Annotated in this window: 15 protein-coding genes; 10 read left to right on the top strand and 5 right to left on the bottom strand. The window is 59.0% G+C overall.

Translation table 11 applies throughout. The features are described 5' to 3' along the window. Nucleotides 1–29: 29 nt before the first annotated feature. From zwf to ACYZT4_RS00220, 4 genes are all read left to right on the top strand, one after another. The gene (gene zwf / locus ACYZT4_RS00205) at nt 30–1,499 is read left to right on the top strand and encodes a glucose-6-phosphate dehydrogenase (RefSeq protein ID WP_461984312.1); all 1,470 of its coding nucleotides are present in this window, start codon (nt 30–32) and stop codon (nt 1,497–1,499) included. Then, complete coding sequence (pgl, locus tag ACYZT4_RS00210) at nt 1,486–2,199, top strand: 6-phosphogluconolactonase (RefSeq protein WP_461984314.1); 714 nt, start codon at nt 1,486–1,488, stop codon at nt 2,197–2,199. The genes zwf and pgl overlap by 14 nt, the downstream gene beginning before the upstream one ends. Nucleotides 2,200–2,216: 17 nt before the next feature. After that, complete coding sequence (locus ACYZT4_RS00215; protein ID WP_150709694.1) at nt 2,217–2,882, top strand: bifunctional 4-hydroxy-2-oxoglutarate aldolase/2-dehydro-3-deoxy-phosphogluconate aldolase; 666 nt, start codon at nt 2,217–2,219, stop codon at nt 2,880–2,882. Between the two features lie 170 nt (nt 2,883–3,052). Further along, the gene (locus ACYZT4_RS00220; RefSeq protein ID WP_461984316.1) at nt 3,053–3,778 is read left to right on the top strand and encodes an intradiol ring-cleavage dioxygenase; all 726 of its coding nucleotides are present in this window, start codon (nt 3,053–3,055) and stop codon (nt 3,776–3,778) included. 2 nt (nt 3,779–3,780) lie between these two features. On the opposite strand, the gene ACYZT4_RS00225 is transcribed toward ACYZT4_RS00220, so the two are convergent. Both ACYZT4_RS00225 and ACYZT4_RS00230 read right to left on the bottom strand, forming a co-directional pair. Next, nucleotides 3,781–4,962: an aminotransferase class V-fold PLP-dependent enzyme gene (locus ACYZT4_RS00225; RefSeq protein WP_461984318.1), complete on the bottom strand. Its 1,182-nt coding sequence runs from the start codon at nt 4,960–4,962 to the stop codon at nt 3,781–3,783. Between the two features lie 9 nt (nt 4,963–4,971). After that, nucleotides 4,972–5,208, bottom strand: coding sequence for a DUF3820 family protein (locus ACYZT4_RS00230; RefSeq protein WP_003213031.1), 237 nt, complete (start codon nt 5,206–5,208; stop codon nt 4,972–4,974). 204 nt (nt 5,209–5,412) lie between these two features. On the opposite strand from ACYZT4_RS00230, the gene ACYZT4_RS00235 reads away from it, so the two are divergent. Continuing rightward, nucleotides 5,413–5,880: a PA2169 family four-helix-bundle protein gene (locus tag ACYZT4_RS00235; RefSeq protein ID WP_461984320.1), complete on the top strand. Its 468-nt coding sequence runs from the start codon at nt 5,413–5,415 to the stop codon at nt 5,878–5,880. A 65-nt stretch (nt 5,881–5,945) separates the two neighbouring features. On the opposite strand, the gene ACYZT4_RS00240 is transcribed toward ACYZT4_RS00235, so the two are convergent. Together ACYZT4_RS00240 and ACYZT4_RS00245 are read right to left on the bottom strand one after the other, a co-directional pair. Continuing rightward, complete coding sequence (locus tag ACYZT4_RS00240; protein WP_008151121.1) at nt 5,946–6,416, bottom strand: MaoC family dehydratase; 471 nt, start codon at nt 6,414–6,416, stop codon at nt 5,946–5,948. 40 nt (nt 6,417–6,456) lie between these two features. Continuing rightward, a complete protein-coding gene (locus ACYZT4_RS00245) occupies nt 6,457–7,401 on the bottom strand; it encodes a lysophospholipase (RefSeq protein ID WP_461984322.1) in 945 nt (314 codons plus the stop codon). A gap of 227 nt (nt 7,402–7,628) precedes the next feature. On the opposite strand from ACYZT4_RS00245, the gene fadD2 reads away from it, so the two are divergent. After that, the gene (fadD2, locus tag ACYZT4_RS00250) at nt 7,629–9,317 is read left to right on the top strand and encodes a long-chain-fatty-acid--CoA ligase FadD2 (RefSeq protein WP_461984323.1); all 1,689 of its coding nucleotides are present in this window, start codon (nt 7,629–7,631) and stop codon (nt 9,315–9,317) included. A gap of 394 nt (nt 9,318–9,711) precedes the next feature. After that, nucleotides 9,712–11,412, top strand: coding sequence for a long-chain-fatty-acid--CoA ligase FadD1 (gene fadD1 / locus ACYZT4_RS00255; protein WP_461984325.1), 1,701 nt, complete (start codon nt 9,712–9,714; stop codon nt 11,410–11,412). 34 nt (nt 11,413–11,446) lie between these two features. On the opposite strand, the gene ACYZT4_RS00260 is transcribed toward fadD1, so the two are convergent. Further along, the gene (locus ACYZT4_RS00260; RefSeq protein ID WP_461984327.1) at nt 11,447–11,824 is read right to left on the bottom strand and encodes a hypothetical protein; all 378 of its coding nucleotides are present in this window, start codon (nt 11,822–11,824) and stop codon (nt 11,447–11,449) included. Nucleotides 11,825–12,024: 200 nt separating this feature from the next. Between ACYZT4_RS00260 and ACYZT4_RS00265 the strand changes: the two genes are divergently transcribed. From ACYZT4_RS00265 to def, 3 genes are all read left to right on the top strand, one after another. Beyond that, the gene (locus ACYZT4_RS00265) at nt 12,025–12,216 is read left to right on the top strand and encodes a CsbD family protein (RefSeq protein ID WP_461984328.1); all 192 of its coding nucleotides are present in this window, start codon (nt 12,025–12,027) and stop codon (nt 12,214–12,216) included. 170 nt (nt 12,217–12,386) lie between these two features. Then, nucleotides 12,387–13,343 carry a YihY/virulence factor BrkB family protein gene (locus tag ACYZT4_RS00270; protein WP_461984330.1) on the top strand — a complete coding sequence of 319 codons (957 nt, stop codon included), beginning with the start codon at nt 12,387–12,389 and terminating at the stop codon, nt 13,341–13,343. After that, nucleotides 13,340–13,879 carry a peptide deformylase gene (def, locus tag ACYZT4_RS00275; protein ID WP_461984332.1) on the top strand — a complete coding sequence of 180 codons (540 nt, stop codon included), beginning with the start codon at nt 13,340–13,342 and terminating at the stop codon, nt 13,877–13,879. The genes ACYZT4_RS00270 and def overlap by 4 nt, the downstream gene beginning before the upstream one ends. The last annotated feature ends 119 nt before the right edge of the window (nt 13,880–13,998 follow it).

Raw genomic sequence — 13,998 nt, forward strand, 5'->3', positions numbered from 1 at the left:
TAGCTTAACTTGATAAAAGAACAAACATCATGCCTTCGATTACGGTTGAACCGTGCACCTTTGCCTTGTTCGGCGCCCTCGGCGACCTGGCCTTGCGCAAGCTGTTTCCTGCCCTTTACCAGCTCGATGGCGCAGGCCTGCTGCACGAGGACACGCGAATTATCGCGCTGGCCCGTGAGGCGGGCAGCGAGCAGGAACATCTGGCGTTCATCACCGCCGAATTGCGCCGTTACGTCGGCGCCAAAGAGCTGGACGAAGCCTTGCTCGAGCGCTTTCTCGCGCGCCTGACGTATTTGCACGTCGATTTCCTCAAGTCCGAAGATTACGTAGCACTGGCCGAAATGGCCGGCAGTGCGCAGCGGGTGATCGCCTACTTCGCCACGCCGGCTGCCGTGTATGGCGCGATCTGCGAAAACCTGGCGAAGGTTGGCCTGGCGGAAAACACCCGTGTGGTCCTGGAAAAACCGATCGGTTCGGACCTCGAATCGTCGCGCAAGGTCAACGACGCCGTGGCGCAGTTCTTCCCGGAGAACCGCACCTACCGCATCGACCACTACCTGGGCAAAGAGACCGTTCAAAACCTCATCGCCCTGCGTTTTGCCAACAGCCTGTTCGAAACCCAGTGGAATCAGAATTACATCTCCCACGTGGAAATCACCGTGGCCGAGAAGGTCGGGATCGAAGGACGCTGGGGCTATTTCGACAAGGCTGGCCAGTTGCGCGACATGATCCAGAATCACCTGTTGCAACTGCTTTGCCTGATCGCCATGGACCCGCCGGCCGACCTGTCCGCCGACAGTATTCGTGACGAGAAAGTCAAAGTACTCAAGGCACTGGCGCCGATCAGCCCGGAAGGCCTGACTACTCAGGTCGTGCGCGGCCAGTACATCGCCGGTTACAGCGAAGGCAAAGCGGTGCCGGGCTACCTCGAAGAACCGAATTCCAACACCCAGAGCGACACCGAAACCTTCGTCGCCCTACGTGCCGACATCCGCAACTGGCGCTGGGCCGGCGTGCCGTTCTACCTGCGAACCGGCAAGCGCATGCCGCAAAAGCTGTCGCAGATCGTTATCCACTTCAAAGAACCGTCGCATTACATCTTCGCCCCCGAGCAGCGCCTGCAAATCAGCAACAAGCTGATTATCCGCCTGCAACCGGACGAAGGTATTTCCTTGCGCGTGATGACCAAGGAGCAAGGCCTGGACAAGGGCATGCAGCTGCGCAGCGGTCCGTTGCAGCTGAATTTTTCCGACACCTATCGCAGCGCACGGATTCCCGATGCCTACGAGCGGTTGTTGCTGGAAGTGATGCGCGGCAATCAGAACCTGTTTGTCCGTAAAGATGAAATCGAAGCCGCGTGGAAGTGGTGTGACCAGTTGATCGCCGGGTGGAAAAAATCCGGTGATGCGCCCAAGCCGTACGCGGCGGGTTCCTGGGGACCGATGAGTTCCATTGCACTGATCACGCGGGATGGGAGGTCGTGGTATGGCGATATCTAATGTGCAACTGCCGCAGGGCGTCAGCGCCCATGCGTTCAAGAGTCCGGTGTTGCTCGCTGAAGGCCTGGCGCTGAGCGTCGCAAAACAGCTGAGCGAAGCGATTGCTGCCTCTGGTGCAGCAACGCTGGTGGTGTCTGGCGGTCGCAGCCCGGTGGCGTTTTTCCAGCACCTGGCCAAACAGACGCTGGACTGGTCCAAGGTCGTCGTGACCCTGGCTGACGAACGTTGGGTGCCGGTGGAACACGCCGATAGCAACGCCGGCCTGCTCAAGCGCTACCTGTTGCAAGGCCCGGCGGTCAAGGCACGGTTTTTGAGTTTGTACAGTGCCACCGCCAACCTTGAGCAAGCGGCCGAGCAAGCTGACCGCCTGTTGGCCGAGTTGCCACCGATCGACGTGCTGATCCTCGGCATGGGCGACGACGGCCACACGGCGTCGCTGTTCCACAACAGTCCGAACCTGGCCGACGCGTTGAGCGTCGACGGCACCCGCCGTTGCTACCCGATGCTGGCGCCCACCGTGCCGCATCAGCGCCTGACCATGAGTCGCGCGCTGCTGGCTTCGGCCAAACACACCGTACTGTCGATTTCCGGTCAGTCCAAACTGACCACTTTGAGTGCCGCATTGGCCGGTGACGATGTCGCCGCCATGCCGATTCGCGCGTTTCTGCAACCCACGTTAGAGATTTACTGGTGCCCATGAGCCAAGGAACAGCCGCTATGACAACCCTATCCCCGACCGTTTCCATGGCGGACAAAGTTGCCCTGATCGACAGCCTCTGCGCCAAGGCGCGGATCCTGCCGGTGATTACCATCGCTCGCGAACAGGACGTCCTGCCCTTGGCCGATGCCCTTGCCGCCGGCGGCCTGACTGCCCTGGAAGTGACGCTGCGTTCGCAGTTCGGCCTCAAGGCCATCCAGATTCTGCGCGAGCAGCGTCCGGAACTGGTGACCGGTGCCGGCACCGTGCTCGATCGCCAGATGCTCGCTGCTGCTGAAGCCGCCGGTTCGCAATTCATCGTGACGCCGGGCATCACCCGCGACCTGCTCGAAGCCAGTGTGGATAGCCCGATTCCGCTGCTGCCCGGCATCAGCAACGCCTCCGGCATCATGGAAGGCTACGGTCTGGGCTATCGCCGTTTCAAGCTGTTCCCGGCGGAAGTCAGCGGCGGCGTCGCGGCGATCAAAGCTTTGGGCGGGCCGTTCGGCGAAGTGAAATTCTGCCCGACTGGCGGCGTCAGCCCGGCCAACATCAAGAGCTACATGGCGTTGAAAAACGTGATGTGCGTGGGCGGTAGCTGGATGCTTGATCCCGAGTGGATCAAGAACGGCGACTGGGCGCGCATCCAGGAATGCACCGCCGAGGCCTTGGCGCTGCTGGACTGACCTGATTGACCAGACACGTCGTTGTGTGTTCTACGGCTTTACGGTGCGCTCGGTCGGTGCACCGTTTTTTTTTGCCAAAAGAAATGTGGGACATCACGCGATACATAGTTACCGCATCACGCCGACCGTGTGCCGTTAACCTGCGTTCATCTTAAGGAAGAGAGCGCGTCATGGACGACCACACCTCAGTTGCACCCTTACCACCGACTTACCTGCTGTCACCCGAACAGATCGCCGGTCCGTATTTCCGCAACCCGAAACTGATCAGGCGCAACATCAGCGAGGGGCTGGATGGCATTCCGCTGGTGCTGCGGTTGACCATCATCGATGCGATGACCGCGCAGCCAGTCAAAGGCGCCATCGTCGACATCTGGCATTGCAATTCGCGCGGTGCTTACTCGGGGTGGAGCAAAGTCAACCCGGATCAGGAAGTCGACGTCGACGCGATCGGCGCCATCCCGCGTACCGACGACGACACTTACCTGCGTGGGGGGCAGTTCTCCGATCAGCACGGCATCGTGCGTTTCACCACGATCTATCCGGGTTTCTACGCGGGCCGTGCGCTGCACATTCACGTCGCGGTGCGCGTGCCTGCCGGGAATAATTTTCTGGAGGAGCGGCATGTCGCCTGGGTCGGTCAGCTGTACTTTCCTGAAGTGGCCTCGCGATCGGTGCTCAACGCCCGTGAATACAGCGGTCGAGCTTCCACGGCCCTGACCAACGCCCAGGATTTTTTCTACGAAACCATGGGCGGAGAAGCGTCGACGCTGACTGTGCAAACCCTCAGCCGTGAGTCGAAGGAAGACGGCTTTTTCGGCCACATCACCATCGGCATCGACACCTTTGCGGCATCTTCGCAAATCAAACCGGAGGACTTCGACAAATACACCGTATGAGCTCAGCGCAACTCGTTGAGTGCCTTGCTCAGGGCATCCATGTCCGCCGCGGTGCTGGTCAGCCCCGGAGTGATGCGGATGCACGGGCCGCAGGCCGCACCGCTGCGCACCACGGTAAACAGGTTGTAGTCATCGAGCAGCCGCCTGGCCATCGCTTGCTGGTCTGCATGCCGGGTAAAGCGCATCGAGGTGATACCGCAATACAACCGTGGGTCATCCGGGGTCATGACGTCGATGCCCGGCAAGTCGCGCACGGCGCTGACCCAACGATTACGCAGGTATTTGAGCCGTGTACCCTTGGCCGCGGAGCCGCCCATGGCCCGATGCTCCTCGAACACCAGTGGCAGGGTCAGCAGCGCCGGGATATTGGGTGTGCTGTAAGACGTGCGCGCGCGGATATCGGTGATCGGGTAATGCATCTCGCCCATGTCCGGATCGATGTCGGCCAAACGCTCGGGCGCGATATACAGGAAGCCCAGGGTCAGCGGCGCGCCGATCCACTTGTGCAGGTTGTAACCGGCGAATGCAACGCCGAGGTCAGCGAGATCGAACTCGATCTGGCCGAGGGCGTGCGCGCCGTCGAGGATCACGTCAATCCCGTGTTCCTTGGCCGCGGCGACAATCGCCTGGACCGGCATCACCAGACCAGTGCGGTGCGTGACGTGGGTCAGCGCCATCAACTTGAGCTTCGGATAACGCACGAAGGCATCGCGATAAGTCGCCAGCAAACTGTCGTAACTGGCCGGATGGCCGTGGTCGATTTCGATCACTTCCACACCGCGATGCCGGGCCAGCCAGCGCATGGCACCTTTGACCGTGTCGTATTCCAGGTCGCAGATCAGCACCTGATCGCCGGGCTGCAAGCGGTTGTAATTGCGGATCAGCGATTGCAGGCCATCCGACGCGTTGCGGGTGAATGCCACGCTTTCGGTGGGCACGCCGATCTGCTCGGCGAGTTGCACGCGAACCTGTTCGTTCTCGCCCTGTTCGAAGCGCTGGCGCACATGCACCGAGTTGCCGCGATTGATCAGTTCGATGTTGCGCTGGTATTCCTCGACCACCGTGCGCGACATGCGCCCGAAGTAACCGTTTTCCAGGTTCAGCGGGCCGGGATCAACGGCGTAGCGATCGGCAAAGGTCTGCCAAAACATTTCATCACGGGCGCGGCGGGTGTTATCGGGCATGGGGACGGCTCAGTGGCGAGGGGCAGGTTTGCCATGTTTGGCGCGCAGCGGTTCAAGCAGTTCGGACAAACCGTTGTGATCGATTTCCTGCATCAGGGCCAGCAGTCCGCCCAGTTCGCCATGGGGAAAACCTTCACGGGCGAACCAGTTCAGATACGGGCCGGGCAAGTCGGCAATGATGCGGCCCTTGTATTTGCCGAAAGGCATTTCCCGGGTAATCAACAATTCGAGCTTTTCAGGGTTCATCAATCGGTCGTCTTGATTCGGTCAGTGTGGAAAATACAGGCATTCTGCATGCAGGCCAAATGACAGATCATGCAAAAAAAGCGGATACAGATTTACGTAAAAAATATAAGCCTTTGATATATATGAAATAAAATTTCAATTCAAAGCTGGCATGCAGGGTGCAATAGCTATTGCATCTTTCATCAACCCGCAAGGAATTGAAAAATGACCGACCTCAACAAAGAAGCAATCTCTGTACTCAACGACCTGATTGAAACCAGCAAAGACGGTCAGGAAGGGTTCAAGACTTGCGCTGAAGACATTAAGCACCCAGAGCTGAAAACACTGTTCGTCACTCGCGCCGCCGACTGCGCCACCGCAGCGGCCGAACTGCAGAGCGCCGTGCGTTCGATGGGCGGTGATCCGGAAACGTCTACCAGCGTCAGCGGTGACCTGCACCGTCGCTGGGTCGACGTGAAATCATTGTTTACCGGGAAAGACGAAGAAGCGGTGCTGAACGAAGCCGAGCGCGGCGAAGATCACGCGCTTAAGGCTTACAAAGAAGCCATCGAGAAAATCAACAAGCACAACCTGGTCGGCATCCGTGACCTGGTTGAACGCCAGTACCACGGCGTGCAACGCAATCACGACCAGGTGAAAGCCCTGCGTAACCAGGCTCGTGCACGCTCGTAAGCGCGCAAAGCCTGTCAAAAAACGCCAGCCAGTCTGGCGTTTTTTTATGCCTCGGATTTAACGTGTCAGCCGATGCTGATCGCCGGCAATGTCGGCAACGTCACGGTCTGCTGTTTACGCGGTGCCAGAATCTCCGCCTCGCCATCTACCACCAACTCATCACGCTGGTTGAATACGCGGGTGGCGATGCGCACGCGAAACTTCGGCAGCTTCTCGAGAATCTCCAGACGCACCGTCAGTGTGTCGCCGATCTTCACCGGTTTCTGAAAGCTCATCTGCTGACCGATATAAATAGTCCCCGGCCCAGGCAACTCGCAGGCGACGGCGGCGCTGATCAGCGCACCGCTGAACATGCCATGGGCGATGCGCTCCTTGAACATGGTGCCAGCGGCGAACTCGGCGTCCAGGTGCACCGGGTTGTGGTCACCGGACATCGCCGCGAACAATTGAATATCGCGCTCTTCGACGGTCTTGCTATAGCTGGCGGTCTGCCCGACTTCGAGGGCTTCGTAAGGGGTGTTGGTAACCTGGGTCATCGGTTTCAATTCCTGTGACAAATAAAAAAACCACAAAAAACTATTCGGAACGGGCAGGGCGACGGTGGCTCAAGGCTTGCTCGATCCAGCCCAGCACATCGGCCGTCACTTCATCGCGGTTGCGCTCGTTGAACAGTTCGTGCCGTGCCTGCGGATAAATCGTCAGTTGCAGGTTCTGGCTGCCCGCAGTGCGTAGTGCATCGGCCAGATCTTTCAGACGCTTGCCTTCGCTCACCGGATCACATTCGCCGCCGATCACCAGCAGCGGCAGGCCCGGATCGATCTGCGCGAGATTGGACGCTTTGCTGATCTGCTGCAAGCCGCCGAGCAAATCGATCCACAGTTGATTGGTGCAGCGAAAGCCGCAGAGCGGATCGTTGGCGTACAGATCAACTTCGGCGGGGTCGCGGCTGAGCCAGTCGAATTTTGTGCGGGCCGGTTTGAAGGCCTTGTTGAAGGAGCCGAACGACAGCCACTCGATCAACGCGCTGCGGCCCGTGCGTCCCTGGCGCAAGCGTTCGAGGCGGGCGATCTGCCGGGCCGCGCGATAAAGCGCCACGGGCTGGAAGTTCGAACCGCTGAGCACCGCGCCGTGCAGGCTGGCGCTGTGGTGCAGCAAATACGCCTGGGCGATATAACTGCCCATGCTATGGCCGAGCAGCACAATCGACACGCCGGGATGTTGCTGGCCAATGTGCTGATTGAGGCTGGCGAGGTCGCCGACTACCTTGCACCAGCCATCGTCATCGGCGAAATGCCCGAGTGTCGCGTTTTCGGCAGTTTTGCCATGTCCACGCAAGTCCGGCGCGTACACGCCATAGCCCTGATCAGAGAATTTTTCCGCGAGACGCGCGTAGCGGCCGCTGTGTTCGGCCATGCCGTGGGCCAGCAGGATCACCGCCTTCAACGGTGCGTCGGGCAGCCACTGATTGACGAAGAGGCGGCTGCGGTCGCTCGCGGTCAACCAGAAGGTGTCGTGGATCATGGCGATTCCTTTGCATGGGCTCGGTGCATTGTATAGCGCATCCTTCGCGTGCCGTCTGATCAGGCCACGCCACGGCACCAAGATTCACGCGGTCAATGACGGCCGTTGGCATATTTGCCTGATTCGACATAGCTGCTAGTGTCCGTGAAGCTCCGCTTTTTGCTTCTGGTTTACAGGCATGACAGAAAAGCGGCCCCGGATAGGTTCAGGTAAAGAGGACAAGAATAATGCAACCTGATTTCTGGAATGACAAACGCCCGGCCGGCGTGCCCCTGGACATCGATCAAGGAGCTTATAAGTCGGTCATCGAGGTGTTCGAGCGTTCCTGCAAGAAATTTGCGGACCGCCCAGCCTTCAGCAACATGGGCGTAACCCTGACCTACGCCGAACTGGAACGCTACAGCGCCGCCTTCGCCGGTTACCTGCAAGCCCACACCGACCTTGCACCCGGGGATCGCATCGCGGTGCAGATGCCCAACGTCCTGCATTACCCGATTGCCGTGTTTGGTGCGTTGCGCGCCGGGCTGATCGTGGTCAACACCAACCCCCTGTACACCCCGCGGGAAATGCGGCACCAGTTCAAGGATTCCGGTGCCCGGGCGCTGGTCTATCTGAACATGTTCGGGTCCAAGGTCCAGGAAGTGCTGGCCGACACCGACATTCAATACCTGATCGAAGCAAAGATGGGCGACCTGATGCCCGCCGCGAAGGGCTGGCTGGTCAACACGCTGGTGAACAAGGTGAAGAAGATGGTCCCGGCCTACGCCTTGCCGCAGGCCATTTCCTTCAAGAGCGCGCTGCGCCTGGGCCAGGGCCTGGGAATCAAGCCGCTGAGCGCCGGCCTCGACGATATTGCCGTGTTGCAATACACCGGCGGCACCACTGGCCTGGCCAAGGGCGCGATGCTGACCCACGGCAACCTGGTGGCGAACATGCAGCAAGCGCGGGCGTGCCTCGGGCAGTTCGGCGATGACGGGCAGCCACTGCTGCGCGAGGGTCAGGAAGTGATGATCGCGCCGCTGCCGCTTTACCACATCTATGCATTCACGGCGAACTGCATGTGCATGATGGTCACCGGCAACCACAACGTGCTGATCACCAATCCACGGGACATCAAGGGCTTCATCAAGGAACTGAAAAACTGGCGGTTCTCGGCGTTGCTGGGGCTCAACACATTGTTCGTCGCGTTGATGGATCATCCGGATTTCAAGACCCTGGATTTCTCCAGCCTGAAACTCACCAACTCAGGCGGCACCGCGCTGGTCAAGGCCACCGCCGAGCGCTGGGAGCAACTCACCGGTTGCCGCATCACCGAAGGTTACGGCCTGACCGAAACCTCGCCGGTGGCCTGCACCAACCCGTATGGCGACAAATCGCGAATCGGCACGGTCGGCCTGCCGGTGCCGGGCACCACGCTGAAAGTCATCAACGATGAAGGCGTCGAGCAGCCGCTGGGCGAGCGCGGCGAACTGTGCATCAAGGGTCCGCAAATCATGAAAGGGTATTGGCAGAAGCCTGAAGCCACCGCCGAAGTGCTGGATGCCGAAGGCTGGTTCAAGTCCGGCGACATCGCGGTGATTGAGCCGGACGGTTTCGTGCGCATTGTCGATCGCAAGAAGGACATGATCATCGTCTCCGGTTTCAACGTGTACCCGAACGAGATCGAAGACGTGGTGATGGCCCATCCGAAGGTCGCCAACTGCGCGGTCATCGGTGTGCCGGACGAGCGTTCAGGTGAAGCGGTGAAGTTGTTTGTGGTGGCGCGTGAGTCTGGGGTCAGCCTTGAAGAGTTGAAGGCTTACTGCAAGGAAAACTTCACGGCGTACAAAGTGCCCAAGCACATCGTGTTGCGCGAGTCGTTGCCGATGACGCCGGTGGGCAAGATTCTGCGGCGGGAGTTGCGGGATATCGCGTAAGCGGTGAATGGCCGCGCTTCGTACGGTTCCCCTGTAAGAGCGAGCCTGCTCGCGATGGACGTCAGCGATAACGCGCCCTGTCTGAATGATCGCGTCGTCTGGACGTTTTTCGTGAGCAAGCTCACTCCTACAGTTGTTCATACCCAATATTTCAGCGGCTTTCAGCGACAAATAGGTTCTTTACTCTAAAATGACCGCTTGTCATTCTTGAGTCACTAAAGTGACCGTAGAGGCCGCGTTTGGCTCTAGTCGGCCCTTGGCAAAGCTGCTACTCTCGGCGCGCTTTGGGACCTCTCGGCCTGCTTTAACTGCCAGACTCACCCATAATCAAACACCAATAATAACCGCATCAAAATGCGGTATTTGAATTCGCGTTGCTGAGGAGTGGGCTTCCATGATCGAAGACTTCTGGAAGGATAAGTACCCTGCCGGGATTGCTGCCGACATCAATCCGGACGAGTACCCGAATATTCAGGCAGTGTTGAAGCAGTCCTGCCAACGCTTCGCCGAGAAGCCGGCATTCAGCAACCTGGGCAAGACAATCACCTACGGTGAACTGTACGAATTGTCCGGTGCCTTTGCCGCTTACCTGCAACAGCATACCGACTTGCAGCCCGGTGATCGAATCGCCGTGCAGCTGCCCAACGTCTTGCAGTACCCGGTTGCCGTGTTCGGCGCCATCCGCGCCGGGCTGATCGTGGTCAACACCAACCCGCTGTACACCGCGCGGGAAATGGAACACCAGTTCAACGACTCCGGCGCCAAGGCCTTGGTCTGCCTGGCGAACATGGCGCACCTGGCCGAGACCGTCGTGCCGAAAACCGGGGTCAAGCATGTCATCGTCACGGAAGTGGCCGACCTGCTGCCGCCGCTCAAGCGTCTGCTGATCAACAGCGTCATCAAATACGTGAAGAAGATGGTCCCGGCGTATCACTTGCCCAAGGCCATCAAGTTCAACGAGGTGTTGCGCAAGGGGCACGGCCAGCCAGTCACCGAAGCCAGCCCGGCCAGCGGCGACGTGGCGGTGCTGCAATACACCGGCGGCACCACCGGCGTGGCCAAGGGCGCGATGCTGACCCATCGCAACCTCGTGGCGAACATGCTGCAGTGCAAGGCGCTGATGGGCTCCAACCTGAATGAAGGCTGCGAGATCCTGATCACACCGCTGCCGCTGTACCACATCTATGCGTTCACTTTTCATTGCATGGCAATGATGCTGATCGGCAACCACAACATCCTGATCAGCAACCCGCGTGACTTGCCTGCGATGGTCAAGGAACTGTCGAAGTGGAAGTTCAGCGGTTTTGTCGGCCTGAACACGCTGTTCGTGGCGCTGTGCAACAACGAAGGCTTCCGCAAGCTGGATTTCTCGGCGCTGAAAGTCACCTTGTCCGGCGGCATGGCCCTGCAACTGGCCGCGGCCGAGCGCTGGAAAGCGGTCACCGGTTGTGCGATCTGCGAAGGTTACGGCATGACTGAAACCAGCCCGGTGGCGACGGTGAACCCGATCCAGCACATCCAGATCGGCACCATCGGCATTCCGGTGCCCTCGACCCTGTGCAAAGTCATCGACGACGCCGGCGTGGAACAGCCGTTGGGCGAAATCGGCGAGCTGTGCGTGAAAGGTCCGCAGGTCATGAAGGGCTATTGGCAGCGTCAGGAAGCCACCGATGAAATGCTCGACAGCGAAGGCTGGTTGAAGACCGGTGACATCGCGCTGATCCAGCCGGATGGCTACATGCGCATTGTCGATCGCAAGAAAGACATGATCCTGGTCTCCGGTTTCAATGTGTACCCGAACGAACTGGAAGACGTGCTCGCGACCCTGCCGGGCGTGCTGCAATGCGCGGCCATCGGCGTGCCGGACGAGAAGTCGGGCGAGGCGATCAAGATCTTCATCGTCGCCAAACCGGGCGTGACCCTGACCAAAGAGCAAGTGATGGAGCACATGCGTGCCAACGTCACCGGCTACAAGGTGCCGCGTTCGGTCGAGTTCCGGGATGCACTGCCGACGACCAACGTTGGCAAGATCTTGCGTCGTGAGTTGCGCGATGAAGAGTTGAAGAAAATCAACGCGAAGAAAGCCACCGCGTAACCCACAAAAAACCCCGCCGATGCGGGGTTTTTTGTTATAGGCGGAACGGTGCGAAATTGACGTTGGTACCCGCCGGGCGCATGTCCTGCAGGTACGAATCCTTGTCCGCACTCAATTCCAGACTCAACGCCGCCTTGCGCTTGCCTTCATTGCGCACCACCAGCCCTTCAAGTTTCTCGCGCAGGAACACCGTCGGCACTTTCAGGTGCAGCAGTTCGTCGGTGTCCGGCGTGTGCATCAGCAGGTGAATCCATTCGTACTGACCAACGGCCAGGCGTGCCACGGGCAGATCGAACCACCAGATGTTGCGGTTGCGGTTCAATTCGGCGAAATGGCAATTGTTAACGCCAAGCACAGCACCGCCGAGCTCCAGGTTTCTGCGGGCAATAGCCTGCTTTTTATCGAGTTTCATAACATTCCTACGGGATTGGATCTTCAGCGCCATGGCCTGAATTCGTTGCGTATTCTCGGGGGTTGGCCGGCAAACATAAAGCCCAACCTGCACCCAACGATGAAATGTCGCTGTGAAAATAAATGAAACTCCGCGCAAACGCCTTCGGTCAATCTTTCTGTAACGACTTTACTCATTGATTTGTTCACAGGAGAAACACCATGAGCAGCACTGGCGATAAAGTAAAAGGCATGGCGAACGAAGCCGTCGGCAACGTCAAACAAGGCGTCGGCAAGGCCACTGATAACACCAAGCTGCAAGCCGAGGGCAAAGTGCAGGAAAAGAAAGGCGAAGCTCAGCAAGCAGTGGGCAAAGCCAAGGACTCAATCAAGAAAGGCGTCGACAAGGCTTGATCCGGCCTTGGGTGAATACCAGTAGCGGCCATCCACGGATGGCCGTTTTTGTGTCAGCCTGAACTTGCAGGCGGAAATTGTTTCAAAGTCGCCAAGTAGGTTACTTTGATGTAGAAAACGGTTCCTGAGTCGCCCCGACTTCGACCAATTTGCGGCGAAAGGAGACGCTAGTGATTTTCCCGAACATGAAAGGTCTGCCCATCCATCGTGTGATGGTTCGCACGGTCACCGAGTTCGTCGACGACGAGATGTCGACCTATGCCTCGGCGTTGGCCTACCAGATGCTGTTTTCGCTGTTCCCCTTCATTCTGTTTCTGATTGCCCTGATCGGTTTCCTGCACCTGCCGGACTTCTTTTCCTGGCTGCGCCTGCAATCGGAACTGGTCCTGCCGCCCCAGGCGCTGGAGCAGGTCAACCCGGTCATCGACCAGCTCCAGCAATCCAAGGGCGGCTTGCTGTCGGTGGGTATCGTCGTTGCGCTGTACACGGCTTCGTCCGGCGTGCGCCTGATGATGAGCGCGATGAACGCCGCGTACGACGTGGTCGAAGGCCGTCCGCTGTGGAAACGTTTTCCGCTGTCGGTGTTCTACACCATCGGCATTGCCGGGATGTTGCTGATCGCTGCGGCGCTGATGGTGCTCGGGCCGCAGGTGATGGGCTGGATCGCCGCGCAGGTCGGCCTCGAAGACTTTATCGTTACGGTCTGGACCATTGCGCGCTGGCCGGTGATCGTGATCCTGATGATGATTGCCGTGGCGCTGATCTATTACGTGATGCCCGACGTCAAACAGGAGTTTCGTTTCATCACCCCTGGCTCGGTGCTGGCGGTGGTGGTGTGGATCATCGCGTCGTTGGGCTTTGCGTTTTACGTCAAGACCTTCGCCAACTACAACGCCATGTATGGCAGTATCGGCGCGATCATCGTGCTGTTGCTGTACTTCTACATTTCCGCCGCGGTGCTGTTGCTTGGCGCGGAGATGAATGCCGTGATCGAACACATGTCGAGCGAAGGCAAGGACCCTGGTGAAAAAGTCCCGGGCGAACTCGACCATGAACACAAACACCACGTTTCGGGATTGGGTCGGGACCACTCGATCCACCCGAACACTGACGAAGTCACCAAATGATCCGTGAAATCCTGAAAATGGGCGACGAGCGCCTGCTGCGAATCGCTCCGCCAGTACCTGCCGAAATGTTCGACAGCCCCGAGCTATGGCAACTGATTGACGACATGTTCCAGACCATGGAAAGCGTCGGTGGTGTCGGCCTGGCCGCGCCGCAGATCGGTGTCGATCTGCAACTGGTGATTTTCGGTTTCGAGCACAGCGAACGCTATCCGGATGCCGAAGCGGTGCCGCAGACGATTCTGATCAATCCGCTGATCACGCCGTTGAGCCCTGCGCTGGAAGAGGGGTTTGAAGGTTGCCTGTCGGTGCCCGGCCTGCGTGGCGCGGTGGACCGTTTCCAGCAGATTCGTTACGAGGGTTTCGATCCCAAGGGCGAGCCGGTCGTGCGCATTGCCGAGGGCTTTCATGCCCGCGTGGTTCAGCACGAATGCGACCACCTGATCGGCCGGTTGTACCCGTCACGGATCACTGACTTCAGCAAATTCGGCTTCACCGAAGTGATGTTCCCGGACCTCGATCCCAACGCTGACGATTGAAGCCAACGCAGCACCAATCCCCTGTAGGAGTGAGCCTGCTCGCGATAGCGGAGTGTCATTCAACATTGTGTCGTCTAATTCTCCGCTATCGCGAGCAGGCTCACTCCCACAAGGGATCT

Source organism: Pseudomonas sp. GB2N2, assembly GCF_054897705.1.